Source organism: Modestobacter muralis (assembly GCF_010682105.1).
Taxonomy (GTDB): Bacteria; Actinomycetota; Actinomycetes; order Mycobacteriales; family Geodermatophilaceae; genus Modestobacter; species Modestobacter muralis.
Genome location: NZ_JAAGWH010000036.1, coordinates 20,802 through 40,612 on the forward strand (window position 1 = coordinate 20,802; position 19,811 = coordinate 40,612).

19 protein-coding genes, 3 pseudogenes and 1 other annotated feature are annotated in these 19,811 nt (G+C 70.9%); of the genes and pseudogenes, 13 read left to right on the forward strand and 9 right to left on the reverse strand.

All coding sequences use genetic code 11. The features are described from left to right. Positions 1 to 362 precede the first annotated feature (362 nt). The 3 genes from GCU67_RS13185 to GCU67_RS13195 form a co-directional block, all read right to left on the reverse strand. On the reverse strand, positions 363 to 1,163 hold the full coding sequence (locus GCU67_RS13185) for an SDR family NAD(P)-dependent oxidoreductase (protein WP_211661331.1): 801 nt from the start codon (positions 1,161 to 1,163) through the stop codon (positions 363 to 365). Then, on the reverse strand, positions 1,129 to 1,563 hold the full coding sequence (locus GCU67_RS13190; protein WP_163611687.1) for an MFS transporter: 435 nt from the start codon (positions 1,561 to 1,563) through the stop codon (positions 1,129 to 1,131). Before GCU67_RS13190 ends, GCU67_RS13185 begins: the two co-directional genes overlap by 35 nt. A gap of 245 nt (positions 1,564 to 1,808) precedes the next feature. Further along, a complete protein-coding gene (locus GCU67_RS13195; protein WP_163621132.1) occupies positions 1,809 to 2,081 on the reverse strand; it encodes a hypothetical protein in 273 nt (90 codons plus the stop codon). 283 nt (positions 2,082 to 2,364) lie between these two features. On the opposite strand from GCU67_RS13195, the gene GCU67_RS13200 reads away from it, so the two are divergent. From GCU67_RS13200 to GCU67_RS13220, 8 genes and pseudogenes are all read left to right on the forward strand, one after another. Next, entirely contained in the window at positions 2,365 to 2,871 is a 507-nt protein-coding gene (locus GCU67_RS13200; RefSeq protein ID WP_211661332.1) for a PaaI family thioesterase, read from the forward strand. Beyond that, entirely contained in the window at positions 2,868 to 3,428 is a 561-nt protein-coding gene (locus GCU67_RS21370) for a BtrH N-terminal domain-containing protein (RefSeq protein WP_338104991.1), read from the forward strand. The genes GCU67_RS13200 and GCU67_RS21370 overlap by 4 nt, the downstream gene beginning before the upstream one ends. A 9-nt stretch (positions 3,429 to 3,437) precedes the next feature. Further along, positions 3,438 to 3,920: a DUF4872 domain-containing protein gene (locus tag GCU67_RS21375; RefSeq protein ID WP_276508542.1), complete on the forward strand. Its 483-nt coding sequence runs from the start codon at positions 3,438 to 3,440 to the stop codon at positions 3,918 to 3,920. Positions 3,921 to 3,979: 59 nt separating this feature from the next. Beyond that, positions 3,980 to 4,174, forward strand: a pseudogene (locus GCU67_RS23015) (dienelactone hydrolase family protein); the annotation flags it as partial. Between the two features lie 149 nt (positions 4,175 to 4,323). Further along, positions 4,324 to 4,413: pseudogene (locus GCU67_RS23020) on the forward strand (hypothetical protein); the annotation flags it as partial. A 79-nt stretch (positions 4,414 to 4,492) separates the two neighbouring features. Then, positions 4,493 to 4,708, forward strand: a pseudogene (locus tag GCU67_RS23025) (dienelactone hydrolase family protein); the annotation flags it as partial. An 85-nt stretch (positions 4,709 to 4,793) separates the two neighbouring features. Then, positions 4,794 to 5,345, forward strand: coding sequence for a MarR family transcriptional regulator (locus GCU67_RS13215; protein ID WP_163611689.1), 552 nt, complete (start codon positions 4,794 to 4,796; stop codon positions 5,343 to 5,345). A 56-nt stretch (positions 5,346 to 5,401) separates the two neighbouring features. Further along, the gene (locus tag GCU67_RS13220; protein WP_211661336.1) at positions 5,402 to 7,087 is read left to right on the forward strand and encodes an MDR family MFS transporter; all 1,686 of its coding nucleotides are present in this window, start codon (positions 5,402 to 5,404) and stop codon (positions 7,085 to 7,087) included. Between the two features lie 291 nt (positions 7,088 to 7,378). On the opposite strand, the gene GCU67_RS13225 is transcribed toward GCU67_RS13220, so the two are convergent. Both GCU67_RS13225 and GCU67_RS13230 read right to left on the reverse strand, forming a co-directional pair. Continuing rightward, on the reverse strand, positions 7,379 to 7,783 hold the full coding sequence (locus GCU67_RS13225) for a hypothetical protein (RefSeq protein ID WP_163611691.1): 405 nt from the start codon (positions 7,781 to 7,783) through the stop codon (positions 7,379 to 7,381). 80 nt (positions 7,784 to 7,863) lie between these two features. After that, entirely contained in the window at positions 7,864 to 10,215 is a 2,352-nt protein-coding gene (locus GCU67_RS13230) for an MMPL family transporter (protein ID WP_163611692.1), read from the reverse strand. Between the two features lie 164 nt (positions 10,216 to 10,379). Here GCU67_RS13230 and GCU67_RS13235 point away from each other — a divergent pair, with 164 nt between their 5' ends. Beyond that, positions 10,380 to 11,084, forward strand: a complete 705-nt coding sequence (locus GCU67_RS13235; RefSeq protein WP_163611693.1) for a TetR/AcrR family transcriptional regulator — start codon at positions 10,380 to 10,382, stop codon at positions 11,082 to 11,084. A 422-nt stretch (positions 11,085 to 11,506) separates the two neighbouring features. On the opposite strand, the gene GCU67_RS13240 is transcribed toward GCU67_RS13235, so the two are convergent. Then, complete coding sequence (locus GCU67_RS13240; protein WP_163611694.1) at positions 11,507 to 13,711, reverse strand: MMPL family transporter; 2,205 nt, start codon at positions 13,709 to 13,711, stop codon at positions 11,507 to 11,509. Between the two features lie 161 nt (positions 13,712 to 13,872). Here GCU67_RS13240 and GCU67_RS21165 point away from each other — a divergent pair, with 161 nt between their 5' ends. Both GCU67_RS21165 and GCU67_RS23030 read left to right on the forward strand, forming a co-directional pair. Beyond that, a complete protein-coding gene (locus GCU67_RS21165; RefSeq protein WP_170311055.1) occupies positions 13,873 to 14,475 on the forward strand; it encodes a TetR/AcrR family transcriptional regulator in 603 nt (200 codons plus the stop codon). A gap of 364 nt (positions 14,476 to 14,839) precedes the next feature. Further along, positions 14,840 to 14,956, forward strand: a sequence feature (AL1L pseudoknot). After that, positions 14,876 to 15,055 (forward strand): hypothetical protein, encoded by a 180-nt coding sequence (locus tag GCU67_RS23030; protein WP_163611695.1) that lies wholly within the window; start codon positions 14,876 to 14,878, stop codon positions 15,053 to 15,055. Its footprint overlaps the feature before it by 81 nt. 448 nt (positions 15,056 to 15,503) lie before the next feature. Here the strand turns inward: GCU67_RS23030 and GCU67_RS13255 are convergent, their stop codons facing one another. The 3 genes from GCU67_RS13255 to GCU67_RS13265 form a co-directional block, all read right to left on the reverse strand. After that, positions 15,504 to 16,739: a tyrosine-type recombinase/integrase gene (locus tag GCU67_RS13255; protein ID WP_163611696.1), complete on the reverse strand. Its 1,236-nt coding sequence runs from the start codon at positions 16,737 to 16,739 to the stop codon at positions 15,504 to 15,506. Between the two features lie 115 nt (positions 16,740 to 16,854). Beyond that, positions 16,855 to 17,148: a helix-turn-helix domain-containing protein gene (locus GCU67_RS13260; RefSeq protein WP_163611697.1), complete on the reverse strand. Its 294-nt coding sequence runs from the start codon at positions 17,146 to 17,148 to the stop codon at positions 16,855 to 16,857. A gap of 205 nt (positions 17,149 to 17,353) precedes the next feature. Next, the gene (locus GCU67_RS13265) at positions 17,354 to 17,938 is read right to left on the reverse strand and encodes a peptidase (RefSeq protein WP_338104992.1); all 585 of its coding nucleotides are present in this window, start codon (positions 17,936 to 17,938) and stop codon (positions 17,354 to 17,356) included. Positions 17,939 to 18,240: 302 nt separating this feature from the next. Between GCU67_RS13265 and GCU67_RS13270 the strand changes: the two genes are divergently transcribed. Further along, complete coding sequence (locus tag GCU67_RS13270; protein ID WP_163611699.1) at positions 18,241 to 18,855, forward strand: hypothetical protein; 615 nt, start codon at positions 18,241 to 18,243, stop codon at positions 18,853 to 18,855. A gap of 5 nt (positions 18,856 to 18,860) precedes the next feature. Next, positions 18,861 to 19,805, forward strand: a complete 945-nt coding sequence (locus GCU67_RS13275) for a hypothetical protein (RefSeq protein ID WP_163611700.1) — start codon at positions 18,861 to 18,863, stop codon at positions 19,803 to 19,805. Positions 19,806 to 19,811: the final 6 nt, after the last annotated feature.

Genomic DNA, 19,811 nt, shown 5'->3' on the forward strand with positions numbered 1-19,811 from the left:
GCTCGTCCCCTGCCGTGAGTGGCGGCGCTGGAGGAGGTCCCGGCACTGGGCACTCGCATAGTGCGGCGGTCAGGGGGGCCGCCTGCGGCAATGGCTCGTAGAGCAGAGAAGCGTCGAAGGCCAGCATCGACCGTGCGGTCCCTAACAGGGGTGGCACACCAAACGCGGTCCCGTACCCCGTGGGGTCGGTCGGTTGCGGCAGTCGGAGCGTCACGGCTGGGCCGCCGAGGTGTCGCGGAGCAGACGAAGCACTGCGCGGCTGACCGATTTCCGGATGCAGTCGGCTCCGTCCACGGGGCGGAGCCGACTGCTCCGCACACTCGGGCGGCTCGGCGCCCGCGGCGCGGCGGACCGCGGGCCGGTCATGCGGGGGACGTGTCCCCCGGCGGGACGAAGTCCCGCGCGACCACGCGGAGGTCGGTGCGGCCCGCGGAGGCGGACGAGCACAGCCACCGGATGGCGTGGCCCATCACCGTAGGCTCCAGGAGGCCGCCCCGGGCCTCCTCCGGCAGGTCGTCGGGGATCATGCCGGTGACCGTGGCGCCACCGGGCAGCAGCAGGTGGACGTCGACGCCCGTGCCGGCCAGGTCGGCAGCCATCACGTGCGACATCGCGTCGGTAGCGGCTCGGGACGGGCCGTAGGGCATGAAGCCTCGGCGGCGCATCGTCTCCTCGTTGATGCTGACGTTCACCACGGTGCCGCGCCCGGCCGCGACCATGTCCGGCACGACCGCGCGGGCGACCAGGAAGTAGCCGGTCACGTTGGTCGCCATCAGGTCGGTGAAGCCCGCCGGGGTGACTTCGTAGAACGGTCGTGGCTCGGTCAGGAACCGGGGATTGACCGTCCGCATGCCGATGCCGGCGTTGTTCACCAGGACGTCGATGCCCCCCATGGACGCGCGCGCGGCCGCCACGCCGTCGGCGACGGAGGCCTCGTCCCGCACGTCCATCGCGATTCCGGTGGCCGCCCCCGGCCCGGCGGCCGTCTCCCGCTCGGCGACCCGACGGGCGCGGTTGGCGTCCCGGCCGGTCAGGACCACCGAGGCCCCACCGGCCACCACAGCCCGCACCATGCCCAGCCCCAGCCCGCTGGTACCGCCGGTCAGCAGGACACGGACGCCGCTGACATCAGTCTCCCGCGCTCCCATCGCCTGCTCGGGCATCTCGATCCTCCGCCGCTCGGTTCCGCGTCTCCAGCACCCTGCCATGGCTCCCGGGCCCCGGCTGAACGCTGTTGGAGCCAATGATGAGTGGGCGAAGACCCAGCGGCTCGACTACCGGGGGACGCAGGTCCAGAGCCAGGACGAGCGCACTTACGGCGGCCAGGCGCCAGGCCGGTTGGTGCAGGCTCGCGGTGTCGATCTCGTCGCCGAACACCACTCCCAGCAAGCTGGCCGACAGGACGGTTCCCAGGGAGCGCGAGGTCTGGACCAGGCCCGCTGCGACACCGGCGTCGTCCGGCGGCGCCGTGTCGTACAAGGCCGTCTGCAGCCCCAGGTTGGTGAACCCGACGCTGACGCCGATCACCGTGAGCAGCGCTGCCGTCGCCGCGGTGGACAGCACCTGCGGTGATCCGCTGGAGCCCCAGGCTGCCGGCGGTGAGGGGAACGGCTCCGATGATCGGGACCGGCCGGACGCCGAACCGTTCGATGTGTCGCGCCGCCATCGAGCTGGTGAACACGCCGTTGCCGGCCACGGCCAGCATCGCCAGCCCGGCCTCGTCCCCGGCCCCCCTTAGCCACCTGCAGGAAGCTCGGCACCCCGATGAACAGCGCGCAGAAGACCAGGTTGACCAGCGCGTACTGCAGCTACATGCCCGCCAGGTCAGGGCTGGAACGCAGCGCCCGGAGGTCGAGGAAGGGCTCGGCGACGCGTGCCTCGACCACACGCAAGACAGCGACGCCCCCGACGCCCAGTGCCCACCAGGCCGGCTCGGCCTCCAGGGAGCGAAGGAACAGCAGCGCGCCGATCAGGGTCGCGCTGGAGAGAACGATGCCGAGGCGGTCGATCCGCCGCAGGGTCGGCTCTGCCGTCGACGGCGGGTGGGTGGGCAGGATGACCACGCCGAGCACCATGGACACGGCGCCAGGGGCAAGCTCGCACCTGCGGAAACGGGAGACCGACGTCACCGTGACCGTGGCGCCCGATGTTCCACATCGGTGGCCTGGGGGTCCACACCCTGCCGCGTTGCTCATGGCGGTGCGCGCGTGCGACGGCTTCGAGCTGTCTCGCTCGGAGCTGGCCGTCTCGTGGGAGCGGCCTGCCCGCTGCCGGTCATCGACTTCTTGCAGGGCAAGGGGCTGCTGTTCCAGGGCGTGTGCAAGTCTCAGTGCCTTCGGGAGTCGATACCCGGCAGGAGGCAGGGTGAGCGACGGGGATTCCGTGATCGGGGAATGGGCGGAGAAGTTCACCGGCAACAACCACGCCGGGCCCCTGCCGCCGCACCATGCTCGGTGCCTCGGGTGCGGCCCGGAGAACCCGCACGGGCACCACCTGCAGGTCTGGCGGGAGGGAGACGTCGTCCGGGCCAGGCACGTCTTCGACGAGCGGCACGTCGGTGCGCCCGGAATCGCACACGGTGGCGCGGTGGCGACGGTGCTGGACGACCTGTTCGGTTTCCTGCTGTACCTGATCGGGGATCCTGCGGTCACCCGCCACCTGGAGGTCGGTTACCGGGCCCCGGTGATGCTGGGGACTTCGTACCTGCTGGAGGCGGGTGTGCAACGTCGGGAGGGCCGAAAGCTGTTCGTCCGGGCGCAGGGCACCAACGAGGGGGGAGCGGTCGTGGTCGAGGCATCCGCACTCTTCGTCGTCGTCGGTCTGGAGCACTTCTCCCGTGGCGGTGGCGACGCGGCGACGGTGGCACCGTGAGCGGGCGGCGGCTGCTGGAGAGCTGTCCCCCATCGCATGGCCGGGCGCAGCGGGTCCGGAGCCCTTCGGGACCTGCTGGACGGGGCGGGGCTCGACTGGGGAGGGGAGGGACTGGTCTTCGGCCTCGGTGCAGGGCTCGACTTCTCCTATCTGGGGGGCCGGGCCTGGCCCCGCCGATCCACCTGGTCGGCCGGGGCGGGGACATGGAGTCGACCTGCTGCCTCGATGCGACCGTGGAGCTCCGGCGGACCGATAATTCGGCGCTGGGGTGGCGGTGGGTGCGTGACGAGCTGACCGCCGGCCGGCCGGTCATGGTGTGGGCGGACATCGCCGAGCTGCCCTACCTGCGCGTCCGGCTGCGGATGAGCCGGCACGATGTCGTGGTGGTCGGCTACGACGACGAGCGGCAGATCGCCTACGTCGTGGACAACGACCGCGAGGACGTCCAGGAGGTGCCCTGCGCCGCGCTGGCCCGTGCGCGCCGCTCGACCGGGTTCCCGGCGTCGACGCGTCACGCGACGTTCGCTGTCGAGTGGCCGAGCGGCTCCCGGATCTGAGGTCTGCCGCTGCCGACGCGTTCGCCGCCGCGGCGGCCGGGATCCGCCACGGCGGTCCGGGAATCGTGGACTCCTCCGGCCTGCCGCCGGGCTCGATCAGCGCGGCGGGCTCGCCGGGATCCGGGAGTTCGCCGAGGACCTGGCTCTTGGCCGCAGGTCTTGGACACCGTGACCCTGGAGGCGGCGGTGGCCGCCCTCCCGGTCTTCATCGAGAAGGCCGGCACCGGCGGTGGGCTCTTCCGCCGGCTGCAGGCGGCTTGCTGCCACGACGTGGCGGGGCGGCAGGGGAGCTCGGGCAGTGCTTTGGCGGGCCTGGCCTATGACCGATGTGCCGAGGCCTGGAGCCGGCTGGGTCGTGCCGCGACCACCGACGTCCCGTTGCTGGACCGGGTCGCCACAGCCGCGGAGGCGGCCTCGCGGCTGCCTGCGCTCGATGACGAGGCGGCCGATCTGCTCGCGGCGGCTGCCGAGGAGCTGCGCGCCTCCGCGTGAGGTCGGCGCACAGGTACCCCCACAGTTGACCGCTGAGCCACTTGACACGGGAAGTCTTCATGCCGGACACGACGATCGACGGGGCAGCGAGCGCCCCGCAGTTGCGGGCGGATCTCGCCGTACCTCCGGTCGGCACGGGCCCCTGGCCCTGCGTCGTGGTGGTGCACGAGGCATTCGGTCTGACCAACGACACCAGACAGCAGGCCGACCGGCTGGCTGCCGGGGGCTACCTCGCCCTGGCGCCCGATCTGTTCACGGCCGGGGGGCCGGTCCGCTGCCTGCGCTCGACGTTCCGGGCGCTGGCCCGCCAGGAAGGCGCGGCCTTCGATTACCTGGACGTTGCCGCTCCTGGCTCGTGGCGCAACCGGACGGCACCGGCAGCGTGGGGATCGTCGGCTTCTGCATGGGCGGCGGCTTCGCCCTGGTCGCGGCGACCCGCGGCTTCGACGCCTCGGCCCCCAACTACGGGCAGATCCCGGAAGATCTCGAAGGCGTGCTGCAGGGCGCCTGCGCGGTGGTGGCCAGCTACGGAGGCCGCGACAGGGCGCTGCCCGGGGGCGGCCCAGCGACTGGACGGCGCCCTGACCGGCCTCGGTGTCGACCACGACGTGAAGGAGTACCCCGACGCCGGCCACTCCTTCATGAACCGGCACAACGACGGGCCGCTCGCCGTCCTCGAGCGGGTGGGGGGCTTCGGTTGTCACGATCCGTCCGCGGAGGACGCCTGGCGACGGATCTTCGGCTTCTTCGGCCGCCACCTGCAGGGAGAGAAGCCGACCGCCGACTGAGCCTCCGCTCACTGTCGCCTTTGGTGCCACCTGTGGTGGCGCACAGCGGGGTGACGAGCTTCCCCGATCGCGCTATGGTTGATCCGTGCAACCACATCCGCCGGAGAGCCCCCCGGGGCAGTACGGGCGGATCGAGGAGCAACTGTCGGCGTTCACCCGGCGGACGCAACGTGTGCGCCTGCACACCGAGCAGGGTTCCCGGCCGCTGGAGCGGGCGCAGTATTCCATCCTCGGCCGGCTCCACGACCTCGGACCACTCCGATCCGGTGTCCTGGCGGGCGAGCTTCACCTGGATCCGTCCACGGTGAGCCGGCACGTCGCCGTGCTCACCGAGGAGGGCCTCGTCGTCCGCGAGCAGGACCCCGCTGATCGGCGGGCGTGCCGTTTGCGCCTGACCGAAGCAGGGCATCGATCGCTCACTGTTACGCGGATGGCCCGACAGGCCATCGTCCGGGACGTGCTCACGTCCTGGAGCGACTCGGACCGCGATGAGTTCGCAACGCTGCTCGAGAAGTTCAACCAGGGTCTGGAGCGGCTGGCCGATGAGTCGGGCGCCGCGAGGGGGACCCGACCCCCTGGCTGGTCTGCCGCCGAGGGGCCCACTCATTTCCACCCGGAGAGTCCTCAGCTGCCATGACTTCCCCCTCGCCGTCCGGAGACAGGGACCCCGACCACTCGACCGGAGCCGAGTCCATGCCGGTGCTGACGCACCGGCAGATCATGGTCGTCCTCGTCGGCCTCATGCTGGGCATGCTCGTCGCGTCACTGTCGCAGACGATCGTCGCCACGGCGCTGCCCACCATCGTCGGCGAACTCGGCGGCCAGGAGCAGCTGTCCTGGGTGGTCTCCGCCGCGCTGCTGACCACCACGGCGTCCACGCCGCTGTGGGGCAAGCTCTCTGACATCTACGGGCGCAAGGTCCTGTTCCAGCTGGCGATCGCTATCTTCCTCCTGGCGTCGCTGGCGTCGGGGTTCTCCCAGAACATGACCCAGCTCATCGCCTTCCGCGCCGTGCAGGGCATCGGCGGCGGTGGGCTGATCGCCCTCTCCCAGGCGATCCTCGGCGACGTGACCACCCCCCGGGAGCGGGGCCGGTACCAGGGCTACATCGGGTCGGTGTTCGGCATCGCCACGGTCGGCGGTCCACTCGTCGGCGGCTTCCTCGTCGAGCACGCTTCGTGGCGGTGGACCTTCTGGGCCGGCATCCCGATCGGGCTCGCGGCCATGGTGGTCACCGAGCGGGTGCTCAACCTGCCCTTCCCCCGCGCCAAGCACACGATCGACTGGCTGGGGGCCTTCTTCATCGTCGGCTCCGTCGCCTCGCTGCTGCTCGTGCTGTCGCTGGGGGGCAAGGAGTTCGACTGGAACTCGGGCTGGACGTACGGTCTCGCTGCGCTCTCGCTGGCCATGTTGGCGCTGGCCATCTGGCAGGAGCGCCGCTCCTCGGAGCCGATCCTCCCGCCGCACCTGTTCGCCAACCACACCTTCGTGGTCACGAGTCTGGCGGGCTTCATCGTCGGCATCGCGATGTTCGGCGCGATCATCTTCCTCCCGCAGTACCTGCAGATCGTCAAGGGAGAGTCCCCGACTGCGTCGGGCCTCCTGACGTTGCCCCTCGTGGCCGGGCTGCTGCTGGCCTCGATCGGCTCCGGTCGGGCCATCACTGCGACGGGTCGGTACAAGATCTACCCGGTGATCGGGTTGCTGCTGGCCGCCGTCGGGCTGTTCCTGCTCAGCCTGCTGGACGTCGACACCTCGCTCGTCGTGGCCGGGGTCTACATGTTCGTGACCGGAGTCGGGCTGGGTCTGGTCATGCAGGTCCTCGTGCTGGCGGTGCAGAACGCGGTCGACCGCAGTGAGCTGGGCGTGGCCACGTCCGGTGCCACCTTCTTCCGCTCGCTTGGCGGCGCCGTCGGTGTGGCGGTCTTCGGCGCACTGCTCACCCACCGGCTCAACGACACCATCCCCAGTCGGCTCGCCGAAGCGGGTGTGCCGCCGGAGCAGCTGGCCGCCGGTGGGGGAGCCCCGACGCTCGGCAGCCCCGACCAGATCGCCGCGCTGGCCGAACCCGTCCGCGGCGCGGTGGTCGGCGGGTTCGCGGATGCTCTGCAGACGACGTTCCTGGCGGCCGTGCCCTTCGCCGTGCTGGGCTTTGTCGTGATCCTCTTCCTCAAGGAGCGTCCGCTGCGCGGTGGGGCAGCGGAGCCCGGCTCCGACGCCGAAGCGGTGGCCGAGGGCCTGCGCACGGCGGTCGTCGACGACGACCGTGCGGTGATCGGTGAGGCCCAGGATCCTGGCGATCCGCGCCGCGGTGTTGCGGCACCACCGAGAAGAGCACGTCACAGCGAGCCTTCGGCGGGCAGCGGCGAGCAACCCTGACCGACTCAGCGTGACCTTGGCCGGGTCCGGCTGTTGCTGCGGCGGTCGGAACCCGCCAGGCTCGAGCCCTGGGAGCCTGGTCCGCGGGTCTCGTGGCGGGTCGTTCCACCTCGACGTCAGGACTGGGGCGTGCAACTCGGTGCATCGTCGTCAGCTCGGCGACCTGGGCGAGGGGCCGAGGAGCGACTAGCCCGTCGGGGATCCCAGGCTCGCGCATGCGCTCGAGAAGGCGGAGGCGCCTGGCACGCCCGAGACGGTGTCCAGGGCGTGAGCGTGGCCCGGTCGGGGTTGCTACGTCCGTTCGCGGGCGAGACGGCGCAGGAGCAGGCCGACGGCAGCGGTGGCCGCGATCAGGTCCTGGCTGAGAAGAGCGGCCGGCATGCCGAATACTCGTTGCGGAATGCGGTGCTGGTCGTAGGGAGACGTCCCGGGCACCAGCAGGGTGAGGTTGAACGGCGCCCAGCGGGCGATCGGCAGCAGGGCGGCGGCGGTGAGCAGGCGTTCGTCCGGGCGTTGCTCGTCGCCGGCGGCGCGGAGCAGCCACAGGGCGAGGAGTCCCTCTGCGGTCGCGCCGACGACCTCGGAGGTTCCGTGCCACCGGGCGTGTGGGCCATACTCGGGACCGAACGTGTGGCTGTGGTTCCAGTCGGCGAGCCAGGGCAGTGTCGCCGATGCAACGGCCGATCCGGCGATCATCCGCCGTCCCCACCGTGCGAGGCGTCCATCTCCGGTCTCGGCACGTCGCGTCATTCGCTGGTCCCCGGTCATCCTGGTGATCACCCCGCTCGGGCCGACGCCGGTTCCCGGCTCGGTGGGTCGGTGTCGGCGGGCGTTCCGCCCGTTTCGCCGTTGAGCCGCTGGGCCAGTTTGTCACCCTCGACGTCGAGGTCGGGGAGGAGTCGGTCCAGCCATGCGGGCAGCCACCAGGCCCGGTCGCCGAACATGGCCATCACCGCCGGTACGAGGGTGAGCCGGATCAGGAACGCGTCGATGAGGATGCCCACGGCGAGCGCGAAGCCGACCTGCTTGACCATCGGGTCGGCGTTAAAGATGAAGCCGCCGAAGACCGCGGTCATGATGATCGCCGCGGCGACCACCACGCGGCTGGCCTGCGTGAACCCGTCGGTGACGCTGTCGGTCCCGTGGTGGCCGTGGACGTGGGACTCGCGAATGGAGGAGACCAGGAAGATCTGGTAGTCCATGGCGAGCCCGTAGAGCACGCCGGTGGCGATGATCGGGATCACGCTCATCACCACGGTGGTGCTGTCGAGCCCGAACACCTGGTTGAGCCAGCCCCACTGGAACACAGCGGTCGTGGCCCCGAAGGTCGCGAGGATGCTGAGCAGGAAGCCGAGGGTCGCCTTGACCGGGACGAGGACGGACCGGAAGACCAGCAGCAGCACGATCAGCGACAGGCCGAGAACCACCGCCAGGTAGATCGGCAGCACCTCGGACAGCCGCTGGGACATGTCGATGCCGATGGCTGTCAGGCCGGTGACGCCGAGGGTGACCCCCAGGTCGTCCCCGTACTGCGCGGAGCGGTCGCGGATCTCGGCGACCAGGTCCTCGGTCGCCTCGTCGGTCGGGCCAGTGGTCGGGACGACCTGCAGCACCGCGATGGTGCCGTCCTGGCTGACGCCGGCCGGCATGGCGCTCTGGACGCCGTCGAGCGCGCTCAGGTCGGCCACGAGTTCCTGCAGGGCAGGCGGCTCGATGGGCGTGCCGGGCTCTGCCGTCCGGGCCGCCACGACCAGTGGCCCGTTGAAGCCCTCGCCGAAGCCCTCGGCGACCAGGTCGTACCCCTCACGCTGCGGGGTACCGCTGCCGTAGCTCTCGGCCGAGGGCATCCCGAGCCGCATGCTCGACAGCGGCAGGGCGAGCAGCGCGGCGAGGGCCGCGACCAGGACGACGGCCGCCCACCGGTACCGCACGACCAGTCCGACCCAGCGTCGCGCCGGGGTGCGGGAACGGTCGTGGTGTCCCCTTTGGCGTGCCCGGGCGCGGGGCGAGCAGATGCGCTCCTTCACCAGGCCCAGCAGGGCCGGGAGCAGGGTCAGGGCGACCAGGACGGCGATGGCGACGGTCGCGGCCGCGATGAGCGCCATGACGGTCAGCAGTTCGATGCCCACGACCAGCAGTGCGGTGAGCGCGATGACCACCGTCGTGCCGGCGAAGAACACGGCGCTGCCGGCGGTGCCCACGGCGCGGCCAGCGGCTTCCCCGGCGTCGAGACCGCGGGTGAGCATCAGCCAGCGCTGCCGGTTGACGATGAACAGGGCGTAGTCGATCCCCACGGCGAGGCCCAGCATCAGGGCCAGGACGACCGAGAGGGAGTTCAGCTCGAACAGGTGCGCCAGCGCGAAGGCGCCGCCGATGCCCGCGCCGACCCCGGCCAGGGCGGTGAGCAGCGGCAGCCCAGCGGCGACCACGGAGCCGAGCGTGACGACGAGCACCAGGGCCGCCACGGCGAGGCCGACGATCTCCCCGACGCCGATGATCTCTGGGATCTCCTGCAGGGTCGCGCCCGGAAGCACGGCCACACCCGCTTCTTCCGCCGGGGCCTCCGCCGCCGCGACGGTGTCGGCGACGGTGCCCTGGGGAAGCTCGAACAGCTGGTCGTCGAACTGGAACTGGAACAGCGCCACCCGGCCGTCCTCGGACACCGTCACTCCCAGCACCGGCTGGCCCGCGACGACCAGCGTGCCCGGCGGGGCGCTGGGCGCGTTCCCCGGGGCCTCCGGCGTGCTCCCCGGCGGGGTGGCCGGGGCCCCGCCGGGCGGCTGCTGGGCCTGCATCAACTCGGCAGGATCGACGACCTGGTCGACGGAGTAGACCCCTTGCACGGCCTCGGCGATCGCGGGTGCCAACCGCTCCGAGTCCAGTCGGTCGCCGGCCGGCGCCTGGAACACCAGCGACCCCTGACCGCCGGATACCTCTGGGAGTTCCCGGGCCAGTTCGTCGATGACCTCCTGCGCCGGGGTCCCGTCGATCCTGAACTCCGTGCTCAGCTTGGGAGGGTTGAGGACCAGGGTGCCGACGAGGGCTACCAGGAGCGCCACCCACACCCCGATCACGCGGAACGGGTGCCTATAGGTCCAGCGCCCCACCCGGTACAGCAACGTCGACACCGCAGCCCCCCAGAGCCGGTCACTGCATCCCAGCGCCCATACCGGCTTCGCGGGGGACGGAAGTGAGAGACAGCTATCGTAAGCGCGGGCAACCTGGGACGCAGAGGATGGCTCGGGGCCGCGCCACGGGTGCCGCCGCGTCTCGGCGTGAGGGGAGTGCTGCGATGACCTCGCCGGCAAGAGGGCGGCGGCGCGACGCCCAGGCCAACAGCGAGCGGCTGGTCGCTGCTGCCCGAAAGGTCTTCACCTCGGGTCGCCAGGGTTCGCTGGAGGAGATCGCCGGCGAAGCCGGTGTCGGGGTCGCCACCCTGTACCGCCACTTCTCCAGCCGGGAGAGCCTGACCCGGGCGGTGTACCGGTCGATCATGCGAGACGAGCTCCTGCCGCTTCTCCGGCACTCGTGCGGGCAAGGCAGTGCCCGGCAGTCGTTCTTGCTGATCGTCGAGCGGCTGCTGGAGCTGCTCGATCGGGAGCGCGGATTGATCGCCTCGTCGGCGGACTTCGCGGTGCTGACCGACGACCTGCTGGGGGAGTTCCTGGAGCCCTTCGCCGTTCTGCTGCGGCACGCGCAGGAGGCCAACGAGATCCGGGCCGACCTGCAGCCCTACGACATCCCCCGTGTGCTCAGCATCCTCGTCGTCGGTCTCTCCACGCCCCCGGCGTCGCCGGCGGACCGGCGCCGGTACGCGTCCCTGGTCTTCGATGCGATGAGACCCGACCAGGCTGAGCCGCTTCCTCCCCTCGACGAGAAGGACGGCGTGGCGGGGATGCGCAGTGGCTTCGCGGCGATCCGGATCGCCAGTTCATCCCGCGATCCTGAGAGCAGCCCTCGTGAGGGGGTCCACGGTGGGCCAGGTGAGCCCGGATGATCGATGGCGTCGAGACCTTCACACCCGAGGACCCAGGGGCGTGGTGGCCGCGGCGCCCGGTGGCATGGGTCCAGAGCGGGGACCGCAGGAAGCGACGTCCCCGCGCAAGCCCATCCCTCGTATGACGGACGGGCGCCGATCGACGCCGTCAGGCGTGCGGGGGAAGAAGGAGATGGCGGGCCCGCTGCTGGGAGACCGGTCGCGCTGAGCGGCGTCCTTGCTGGTCAAGGCCCCGACTGGCAGCACTGAGCGCCATCCGGTTGTCTCAGCGCCGGGCGCCGTGTCGGGCTCGCCTACGTGGTGGCGGCCAACAGTTCCTTCCTCTTGTCCCACGCGCGGTGAGACGCCTCAGACGTTGGCCGGGACGACGTCCTTCCGCCCCGACGAAGAGGCCCGCCACCATCTGGTGGCGGGCGTCCTCGTCACCGCTCGGCGGAGACGAGGTCCACGTCGGGCCGGGGGGCGGGCTCGCGGCGCTCGAGGGCAGCGCCCTCGATGTCCACGTCGGGCAGCGCGCGGTCCAGCCAGCGGGGCAGCCACCAGGCGGCCTTGCCGAGCAGGGTCATGACCGCGGGCACGATCGCCATGCGAACGATGAAGGCGTCGACGAGCACGCCGAAGGCGAGCGCGAACCCGATGCTCTTGATGGTCGCGTCGTCGCCGAGGATGAAGCCGCCGAAGACCGAACCCATGATCAGCGCGGCTGCGGTGACGACACGGGCGCCGTGGCGGAAGCCGCCGATCACCGCCTCCTTGGGCTCGGCGCCGTGCACGTGGTCCTCCCGCATGCGGCTGACCAGGAACACCTCGTAGTCCATGGCCAACCCGAACAGCAGCCCGATGAGCAGGATGGGCAGGAAGCTCAACACCGGCCCGGTCGACTCGACGCCCAGCGCGCTCGCCAGCCAACCCCACTGGAAGACGGCAACCAGGGCGCCGAACGTGGCGGCGAGGCTGAGCAGGAAGCCGAGCACCGCCTTGATCGGCACCAGGATCGACCGAAACGCCAGCAGCAACAGCAGGAACGCCAAGCCGACCACGACCACGAGGAACACCGGGAGCGCGTCGCCCAGCTTCTCGGAGATGTCGATACCGAGCGCCGTGTTGCCCGTCACCGCCAGCTCCGAGCCAGTGCTCTCGGTCAGGTCGGGGCGCAGGGTGCGGATGTCGCGCACGAGGTTCTCGGTGGCGGCGTCGGCGGGTCCAGCGTCCGGGATGACCGAGATGATGGCGGTTTCGCCGGTCTCGTTCGGGATGGGCGGAGCGACCGCGGCGACACCGTCCAGCTCACCGATGCCGGCGGCCGTGTCGGTGAACGCGGTCTGCGGGTCGTCCGCATCGGCGGCGTCGACCAGCACTGTGAGCGGCCCGTTGAACCCGGGTCCGAAGCCCTCGGAGAGCAGGTCGTAGGCCTGCCGCTGCGTCGTCTCCTCGCCGAGGTCGCCCTCGGTGGGCAGGCCGAGGCGCAGGTCCAGTGCGGGCAGGGCGATGATGCCCAGGCCGATGATCCCGACCAGCAGGACGGGCAGGGGACGGCGGGTGACCAGGCCGGCCCAGCGGGTGCCGGCCGACTCCTTGGTGGCCAGTGCGGCCTGACGGCGACGCAGGCCCGGGACCTTCCAGCGGTCGAACCGGTTCCCGGCGAAGCCGAGCAGTGCGGGCACCAGGGTCAGTGCCACGAGGACGGCCACACCGACCATGCCGGCGGCGACCAGGCCCATCGTGGTCAGGAACGGGATGCCGACGACCGTCAACCCGGCGAGCGCGATCATGACGGTGAGACCGGCGAAGACGACAGCACTGCCCGCGGTCCCGACGGCGCGGCCGGCGGACTCCCGCGCGTCCACCCCAGCGGCCAGCTGCTCCTTGTGCCGGATGCTGATGAACAGCGCGTAGTCGATGCCGACGGCCAGGCCGATCATCAGGCCCAGCGTCGGGGTGGTGCTGGTCAGGTCGATGACGGCGGAGAGGGCCAGCACGCCTGCCATGCCGACGCCGACGCCGATGAGCGCCGTCAGCAGGGGCAGTCCGGCAGCCAGCAGCGAGCCGAAGGTCACTGCGAGGACGACAAGGGCGACGAGGACGCCGATCGCCTCCGCCGCGCCCTGGGCGGGGATGGCCTGGGTGGCCTCGCCACCGAACTCGACCTGCAGGCCGGCGTCCTCAGCGCCGTCGGCGATGGCGAGCAGCTCGGCGCGCGCGTCGTCGGTGATCTCGTTGACCTGGACGTCGTAGCTGACGGTGGCGTACGCGGTCGACCCGTCCTGGGAGACGGCCTGGGCCTGGAACGGGTCGCTGACGGCGGCTACCTGCTCGGCGTCGGCCGCCTCGGTGAGGGCCTGCTGGATCGCTGAGGTGAGCTCGGGGTCGGTCACGGCCGCGCCCTCGGGGGCGGCGAAGACGACCCGGGCGGTGGCGCCACCGGCCGCGCCGCCGGGGAAGCGCTCCTGCAGGGTCTCCAGCGCGTTGACCGACTCGACGCCTGGGATGGTCAGCTGGGCGTCGGCGTCGCGGCTGAAGGCTCCGGCGAGCCCACCGAAGGCCACCAGCGCGATGAGCCAGGCGAGCAGGACGGTCTTGCGGCGATGGAACGCCCAGCGTCCGAGACGGTGGAGGAAGACTGCCACGGTGCGACTCCGGTTCTGATGACGTCGGTTGCTCGGTCGGTCAGTTGCTCGGGACGGCGACACTCGCCTTGCCGATCGGCAAGGATGGTACTTGCCAATCGGCTAGGCGGCAGATGAAGGGCATGACATCGTCGGGTGGCTACTCTGGCGACGTGACCACCATGCCGACGGCGTCCTCTCCTGGGCTCGCGTCCGGCGGCCGGTCGGCCGGCGCGCAGCGGGTGCTCGATGCGGCGCTGGGGCTGTTCAGCGAGCACGGGTTCGAGGGCACCAGCCTGCAGGACATCGCCGACCGGCTCGGCGTCACCAAGGCTGCCGTCTACTACCACTTCCGTTCCAAGGACGACCTGTTGCTCGCCCTCGTCGAGCCGGCGTTCGACGAACTGCTGGCCCTGGCGGCGGAGGCGGACTCCGCGTTGCGTCCGCAGCGGGGAAACGCCGCGGGTGTCGCCCGCTACGTGGACTACCTGCTCCGGCACCGCCGGGTAGCCGCGTACCTGACCCGGGACGCGACAGCGATGGGCCGCCCGGGGCTCGTGGAGAAGGGCACCCGGATGCGTGGGCAGGTCCAGGCGATGCTGCTGGGTGGCGACGGCGACGAACTCGGGACCGTCTGGGGCGCCGCAACGCTGCAGGCGCTGGCCGGTGCCTTGATCGCTGCGCCACCCGACGTATCGGAGGAGTGGCTGCGGCAGGAACTCACGGAACTGGGCGCACATCTCCTCGCCGGCTATCGCAAGGCCGCCCGGCGGTACGAGATCTGACTGGTCGTCGTGCGTGGGTACAGACCCGGGGCGAGAGGACCTGTCCCGCCCCGGGTCTGATGGAGGCTCTCGATCCACGTGAGGAAGAGTCAAGGCGGCGCCAAGGAGACACCCCGACGAGCTGCGGGGCGGCGGTCCGGCTGGCGGTCGACGCGCGACGGGGCCCGGCGACCCCGCACTGGGGCGTTGCTGCGGATCACTGAGCACCTGGGCACAGATCCCGAGTTGCCACGCAACTGGGTCACCCGGGCCGACACCGACGAAGGCCACCGGCCGGCCACCAGCACCGACGACGCGACGCGGCTGGCCGAGCTGGAACGCGAGGTACGCGAGCTCCGCCGGGTGAACGACATCGTGACCATTGCGTTGACCTTCTTCCGGCGGAGCTCGACCGCCCACAGTGGTGGTCGTCGACTTCATCGACGCCCACCGGGACGAGTGCGGGGTCGAGCCGATCTGCCAGGCGCTGCAGATCGCCCCGAGCGCGTACTACGCGCACCGCACCCGGACACCTTGGGCCCGGTCGGTGACCGACGCGGCGAACACATCGGTGATCGAGGCAGTGCATGCCGAGAACTAGGCGTCTACGGCGCCCCCCAAGATGCACGCGCAGCTGCCCCGCAGGGCCACGCCGGAGCCCTCAGTGATGGGTGCACGCCTTCTGACCTCCCCCGTGTGCGGCGTACCCACGGTCGGGCAGCGAAGTTCGCGGCAGTCCGGTCAAGCCATCGATCAGCGTGGTCGAATGGGCCTCAAGCCGAACGGGCCATCCCTCGGCTCCAGGGGAGCGGTGACACGGCAACGGAATCGTCGCGGCTCGGCGGCAACCACAGTCGCTCAGGGGAGAACTGCAACCGGTACTGCAATGCAGTTCGAATGCTCGCGTTCATGAGTGGACCGGCACGAAGGTCGCGCCTTGTGACCTGCATGAACGCGATATCGGCGGACGCCCGCGGACGCGTTGCCCTGAGCTGGGGTCAAGGAATCGCAGGCTCAAATTCTGTCAGCCCGACAGAAGAAGTCGCAGGTCAGGGGCCGCTTCCGGAAGACCGGGAGCGGCCCCTGCCGCTGTTTCGGGTGGTTTGGCCACCTTCTTGACCACCACTAGCCGACCGTAAGTCGCTCAGGACGGCGCCGAGGGTGGCCACGGCGTCCCGGGAGACGTCGGGGGAGACGTGGCCGTAGACGTCGCCGGTGATGGCGATGGAGGAGTGGCCGAGGATGTCGGAGACCACCTTGAGCGGCACGCCGTGGCTGAGCATGGCGCTGGCTGCGGAGTGCCGCAGGGTGTGGAGTCCGGCGTCGGGCAGGCCGGCTCGTGCGGCAGCGATCTTGAATGCCCGCAGGGCGTTCCGTGGATCGCAAGGCTCGCCGGTCTCGGTCGTGAAGACGAAGCCGGTCTCGCGCCACGCGGAGCCGGCGTGCAGCCGCTCGGCGGCCTGGGCGCTCCGCAGGTCATCGAGGAGGCGTTCAGCGGGCGACGAGATGGGCACGAATCGGTTGGACTTGGCCGTCTTGGGCTCGGTGACGACCAGGGCGCCGTCGATGCGGGCCAGGGTGCCCCGGACGCGCAGCATCCCCCGGTCGCGGTCGACGTCCGTCCACCGGAGCGCGAGCGCTTCACCGCGGCGCAGTCCGGTGTGGACGAGGAACTCGAACAGGGGCGCGTACCGCGTGCGACCAGCCGCCTCGAGCAGCTCCGCGACCTGGGCAGGAGTCAGGTGGGCGGCCTCCTTGTTCGTCACCTTCGGCCGCTTGACCGCCGCAGCGGCGTTCACGCCGATCGCCCCGTCCCGGACCGCTGTGTCCAGGATCGCCCGCAGCACCGTGTACGCCGTCCGGATGGTCGACTCGGCCAGCCCCTTGCGCCGGAGCTGGACGACCCAGCCCTCGACGTGGGACGGCCGGATCTTGTCCAGGCTGAGGCGACCGAGGGTGCTCTCGAGCACGTGTGACCGGGTGACGCCGGCGTACAGGCTCTTCGTCGTCTGCTTCCGCTCGGACGCCTGGAGAGTCGTGTCGATCCAGTGCAGGGCGTAGGACCGCACGGTCTGACGACGGTCTCTGGCGGGCTGACCGCCCAACACCCGGGCGCTGATCGCCGCGGCCTTGTCGCGAGCTTCCTTCGGCGTAGCGCCGTAGACGGTGAAGCGCTGGCTGAGGCCGTCCTCGTCGGTCACGCGCAGGTTGACCTGGAATCTGCCGTCGACCCGGCGGCGTGGTGTCGAGCCCTCGCTGTTGCCGCGCCGCTTGGCCGGCGTCATGCGGCGACTTCTTGGTGCGGCGCCCATGCAGCTGTCACGTCCCGCCCATCGCTCGACTTTGTTCTGCGATCAGCGTGGCGCCGGGAGGAGGTCGAATAAGGGGGCGGTGCACAGGTCAGCGACCGCCCGGCAGGGTGTGGACAGAGTTGGGCATTCCACTCTGTTCCGTGCCCGGCTGCAGATCGTCCGGCTGTTCAGATCTGGAAGAGGTGAGGGCGTCGACGTAGCGGTTGAGCTCGCTTCGCGGCAGGCGACAGCTGCGACCGATGTGGACCGGACGAAGGTCCCCGTACTTCATGAGCGCGTACACGGTCGTGCGGCCGACCCTGAGCAACGCTGCCGCCTCCTCGGGTGTCACCAGCAGCGCGTCGTCGGCCAGCACGTCCCTCAGCACCTGCGGGTCACTCATGTCTCATTCCTCACCCAACGTCTGGGTGACCGCCTGGTCGGCCGTCTCCGTCCCTCGGAACATGGCGCCGCGGACAGCCAGCTGGTGACAGGGACACCCGTCTCCAGCTGAGTCGAGGGGCGGCGGATACCGGACTGATGAGGCAGACCGTTGCCTGTCGCCTACCGCCGCCTCGGGCGCTCAGGTCCGGCGACCCTGCTGACAGTCAGACTGCTGCCGCGACGAGGAAGCCAGCTACGAGGGCAGGCCCGTAGGGGATCATGGTCTTCCGGCTGCCCCCACGGGCGAGCGCGACCGCTGCCAGCACCGCGGTCGTCACGGCCACCGTAGCGAGGCCCAGCTGAAGTCCCTCATGGGTCACGTGACCGAGACCCAGCCCGCCGAGGAACGCGAGGCGGACGTCGCCGAAGCCGGCGCCGGCATAACGCCAGCACATCGTCATCGTCAGCCCTGCAGCGATCGAGCAGACTCCGCTGAGGACCAGGCCGCGCCAGTCGCCGTGCGCGACCAGAGCAACACCCAGCAGCAGACTGCTGAGAACGGTGGCCTGCCGGACGAGCGGAGTCGGGATGCGCTGAGTCACCGCGTCGCAGGCGGCCGCCGCAACGAGTGAGCTCCCCCAGACGGTCAGTGCGGGAGCCAGCTGCCAGACGTCCGCCCGGTCCGAGGTTGCGACAGCCACTGCTCCCGCCAGGCCGCCGGCGAGGGCGCTGGTCAGCCACAACAGTGCGCTGGCCTCATGGCGACGGCCCAGATGCGCCAGGCCGGCATGGGCGAGCAGGGGGCTCACCAGGGCTCCCGAGAGCGCCCCGACGAACAACCAGCCGCCGCCCATCCCGCCGTCCTCTTCCAGCCGCCGACCGGGTGCCGCCTGAGTCGCAGCGTCCCGCGCTCCAGCGCGAGACGAGCAGCGACGACTGGCTAGGTCGCCGCCTGACACTGCCTTGCGATACACCCGTCCACATGCGTGCAGCGAGAAATCGACCGATGCCTGTCACCCGAACGGGTGAAACGGCGCCTGTTGCTGTAGCTGTGAGTAACAGACGAGGCAGTCTCGCTCACCACATGACGGCGAGGGGGAGGTGTGGCGGTATGGCGGTGCTCCGAGTGTTGACCGGTGGCGCCGCGGTGATCGCCGTCCTCGCCGTCTCGAGCTGCTCGTCTTCCTCGCCGGACTCCTCCGCTACAGCTCCATCGACGACATCGAGCGCGCCGACCGCCAGCACGTCGGGTGCCGTCGCGGACCCGACGCAGAGTGCGGAAGCGCAGGCGGTCGCGCTCGTCGCGACCTACACCGAGACCATCGATGATCTGTACCTGGACCCGGCGCGGTCCCTCGACGACCTCTATGACGTCTCGATCGCTCCCGAAGCGACTGCTGAGGCCACCGCCATCGGGACGTTCCGCTCCCAGGGCTACCGACAGGCCGGACGGTCACAGCTGGTGACGGCCTCTGCCGGCGAGGTGGACCTGACGAATGACCCGGCCGCCAGCCCGTCACCGGTCTATCCCAGCGTCGTCGTCACCGCATGCGTCGACGTGAGCCAGGTGCAGGCCACTGACTCGACTGGCAACCCGATCGTCCCGTCGGACCGCCCGAGGTACCTCATCGAGCAGCTGACGGTCGTCAACATCGACTATCCGGACGCGTCCTCCTGGCGCGTCAGCCAGGCCCCCAACCGACAGGCGCAGTCGTGCGACGGGTAGTCCGGGTGCTGGCCGCGGTGCTGCTCGGCGGCGCTGCCTGCTGCTTCCACCCGGCAGTCGCCTCGGCGGACCCGGTCGCGTGTCAGCAGTACGACTCGCACGGCACCTGCGTCGTGCAAGCCGACTCCGGGGGTGCAGGTGCTGGATCGACGACCCAGCCGGTCGCTGCGGATCCGAACCTGAGTGGCTCAGCCGAGCTGAGCTGCACGGTCGCACCCGTGGGCGCTGTCATCCCGTGTCAGAGCGATGACGGTTGGTGGGTGCAGAACATGCAGTGCTACGCCGAGCAGGAGGCCGAACAGCCTCCCAAGGACTCGGCTGTCTGGGGCGGGCACACCGACGGCGCCATCTATCTGTGCACGTATTACACCGGCGGTCGTTCCTTCCCCGGCACCAACGGCTTCTCGTTCTGGGCGGCTACCGCACCGGCCGGGCCGGCCGCTGTCGACCCGGCTGTTCTCGCCGAGCAGGCGCTGCGGAGCCTGACGGTCCCCACACCGACGACCGGGCGGTACCCGGCGGGGACGCTGCGGGACGGGCAACCGTTCACGGTGGTCAACGCCTACACCTGGTTCTGGACCGATCCCACTGCCTTCCGCGCACTGTCGGCAAGAGCGGATGCGGGTGATGTGTGGGCGGAGGTGGTGGTCACACCGACGGCCCTGACCTTTGTCCCCGGCGACGGGGCCGACGCCGTCTCCTGCGCGGGTCCTGGCGCGGTCTGGCAGCCGACCGACGGCGTCTGGTCTCCGTCCCCCGCCGGCTGCGACTACCGGTACCCGCACTCGTCCATCCACCAGCCCGATCGACAGGTCACGGCCACCTACGGCATCCGGTGGTCCGTCGCCTGGACGTCGTCCACGGGGGCCAACGGCACGCTGCCCCAGCTGACGACGACAACGAGCGCAACGTTCGCAGTCGCGGAGGCGGAAGCGGTGGTCACCAGATGACGGTGC

What these genes read in the sequence shown, in the direction of transcription:
- GCU67_RS13185 (WP_211661331.1), bottom strand. Translation starts at nt 1,163, where the DNA reads ATGCCCGAGCAGGCGATGGGAGCGCGGGAGACTGATGTCAGCGGCGTC.
- GCU67_RS13220 (WP_211661336.1), top strand. Translation starts at nt 5,402, where the DNA reads ATGCCGGTGCTGACGCACCGGCAGATCATGGTCGTCCTCGTCGGCCTC.
- GCU67_RS13225 (WP_163611691.1), bottom strand. Translation starts at nt 7,783, where the DNA reads ATGATCGCCGGATCGGCCGTTGCATCGGCGACACTGCCCTGGCTCGCC.
- GCU67_RS13235 (WP_163611693.1), top strand. Translation starts at nt 10,380, where the DNA reads ATGACCTCGCCGGCAAGAGGGCGGCGGCGCGACGCCCAGGCCAACAGC.
- GCU67_RS21165 (WP_170311055.1), top strand. Translation starts at nt 13,873, where the DNA reads ATGCCGACGGCGTCCTCTCCTGGGCTCGCGTCCGGCGGCCGGTCGGCC.
- GCU67_RS13255 (WP_163611696.1), bottom strand. Translation starts at nt 16,739, where the DNA reads ATGACGCCGGCCAAGCGGCGCGGCAACAGCGAGGGCTCGACACCACGC.
- GCU67_RS13260 (WP_163611697.1), bottom strand. Translation starts at nt 17,148, where the DNA reads ATGAGTGACCCGCAGGTGCTGAGGGACGTGCTGGCCGACGACGCGCTG.
- GCU67_RS13270 (WP_163611699.1), top strand. Translation starts at nt 18,241, where the DNA reads ATGGCGGTGCTCCGAGTGTTGACCGGTGGCGCCGCGGTGATCGCCGTC.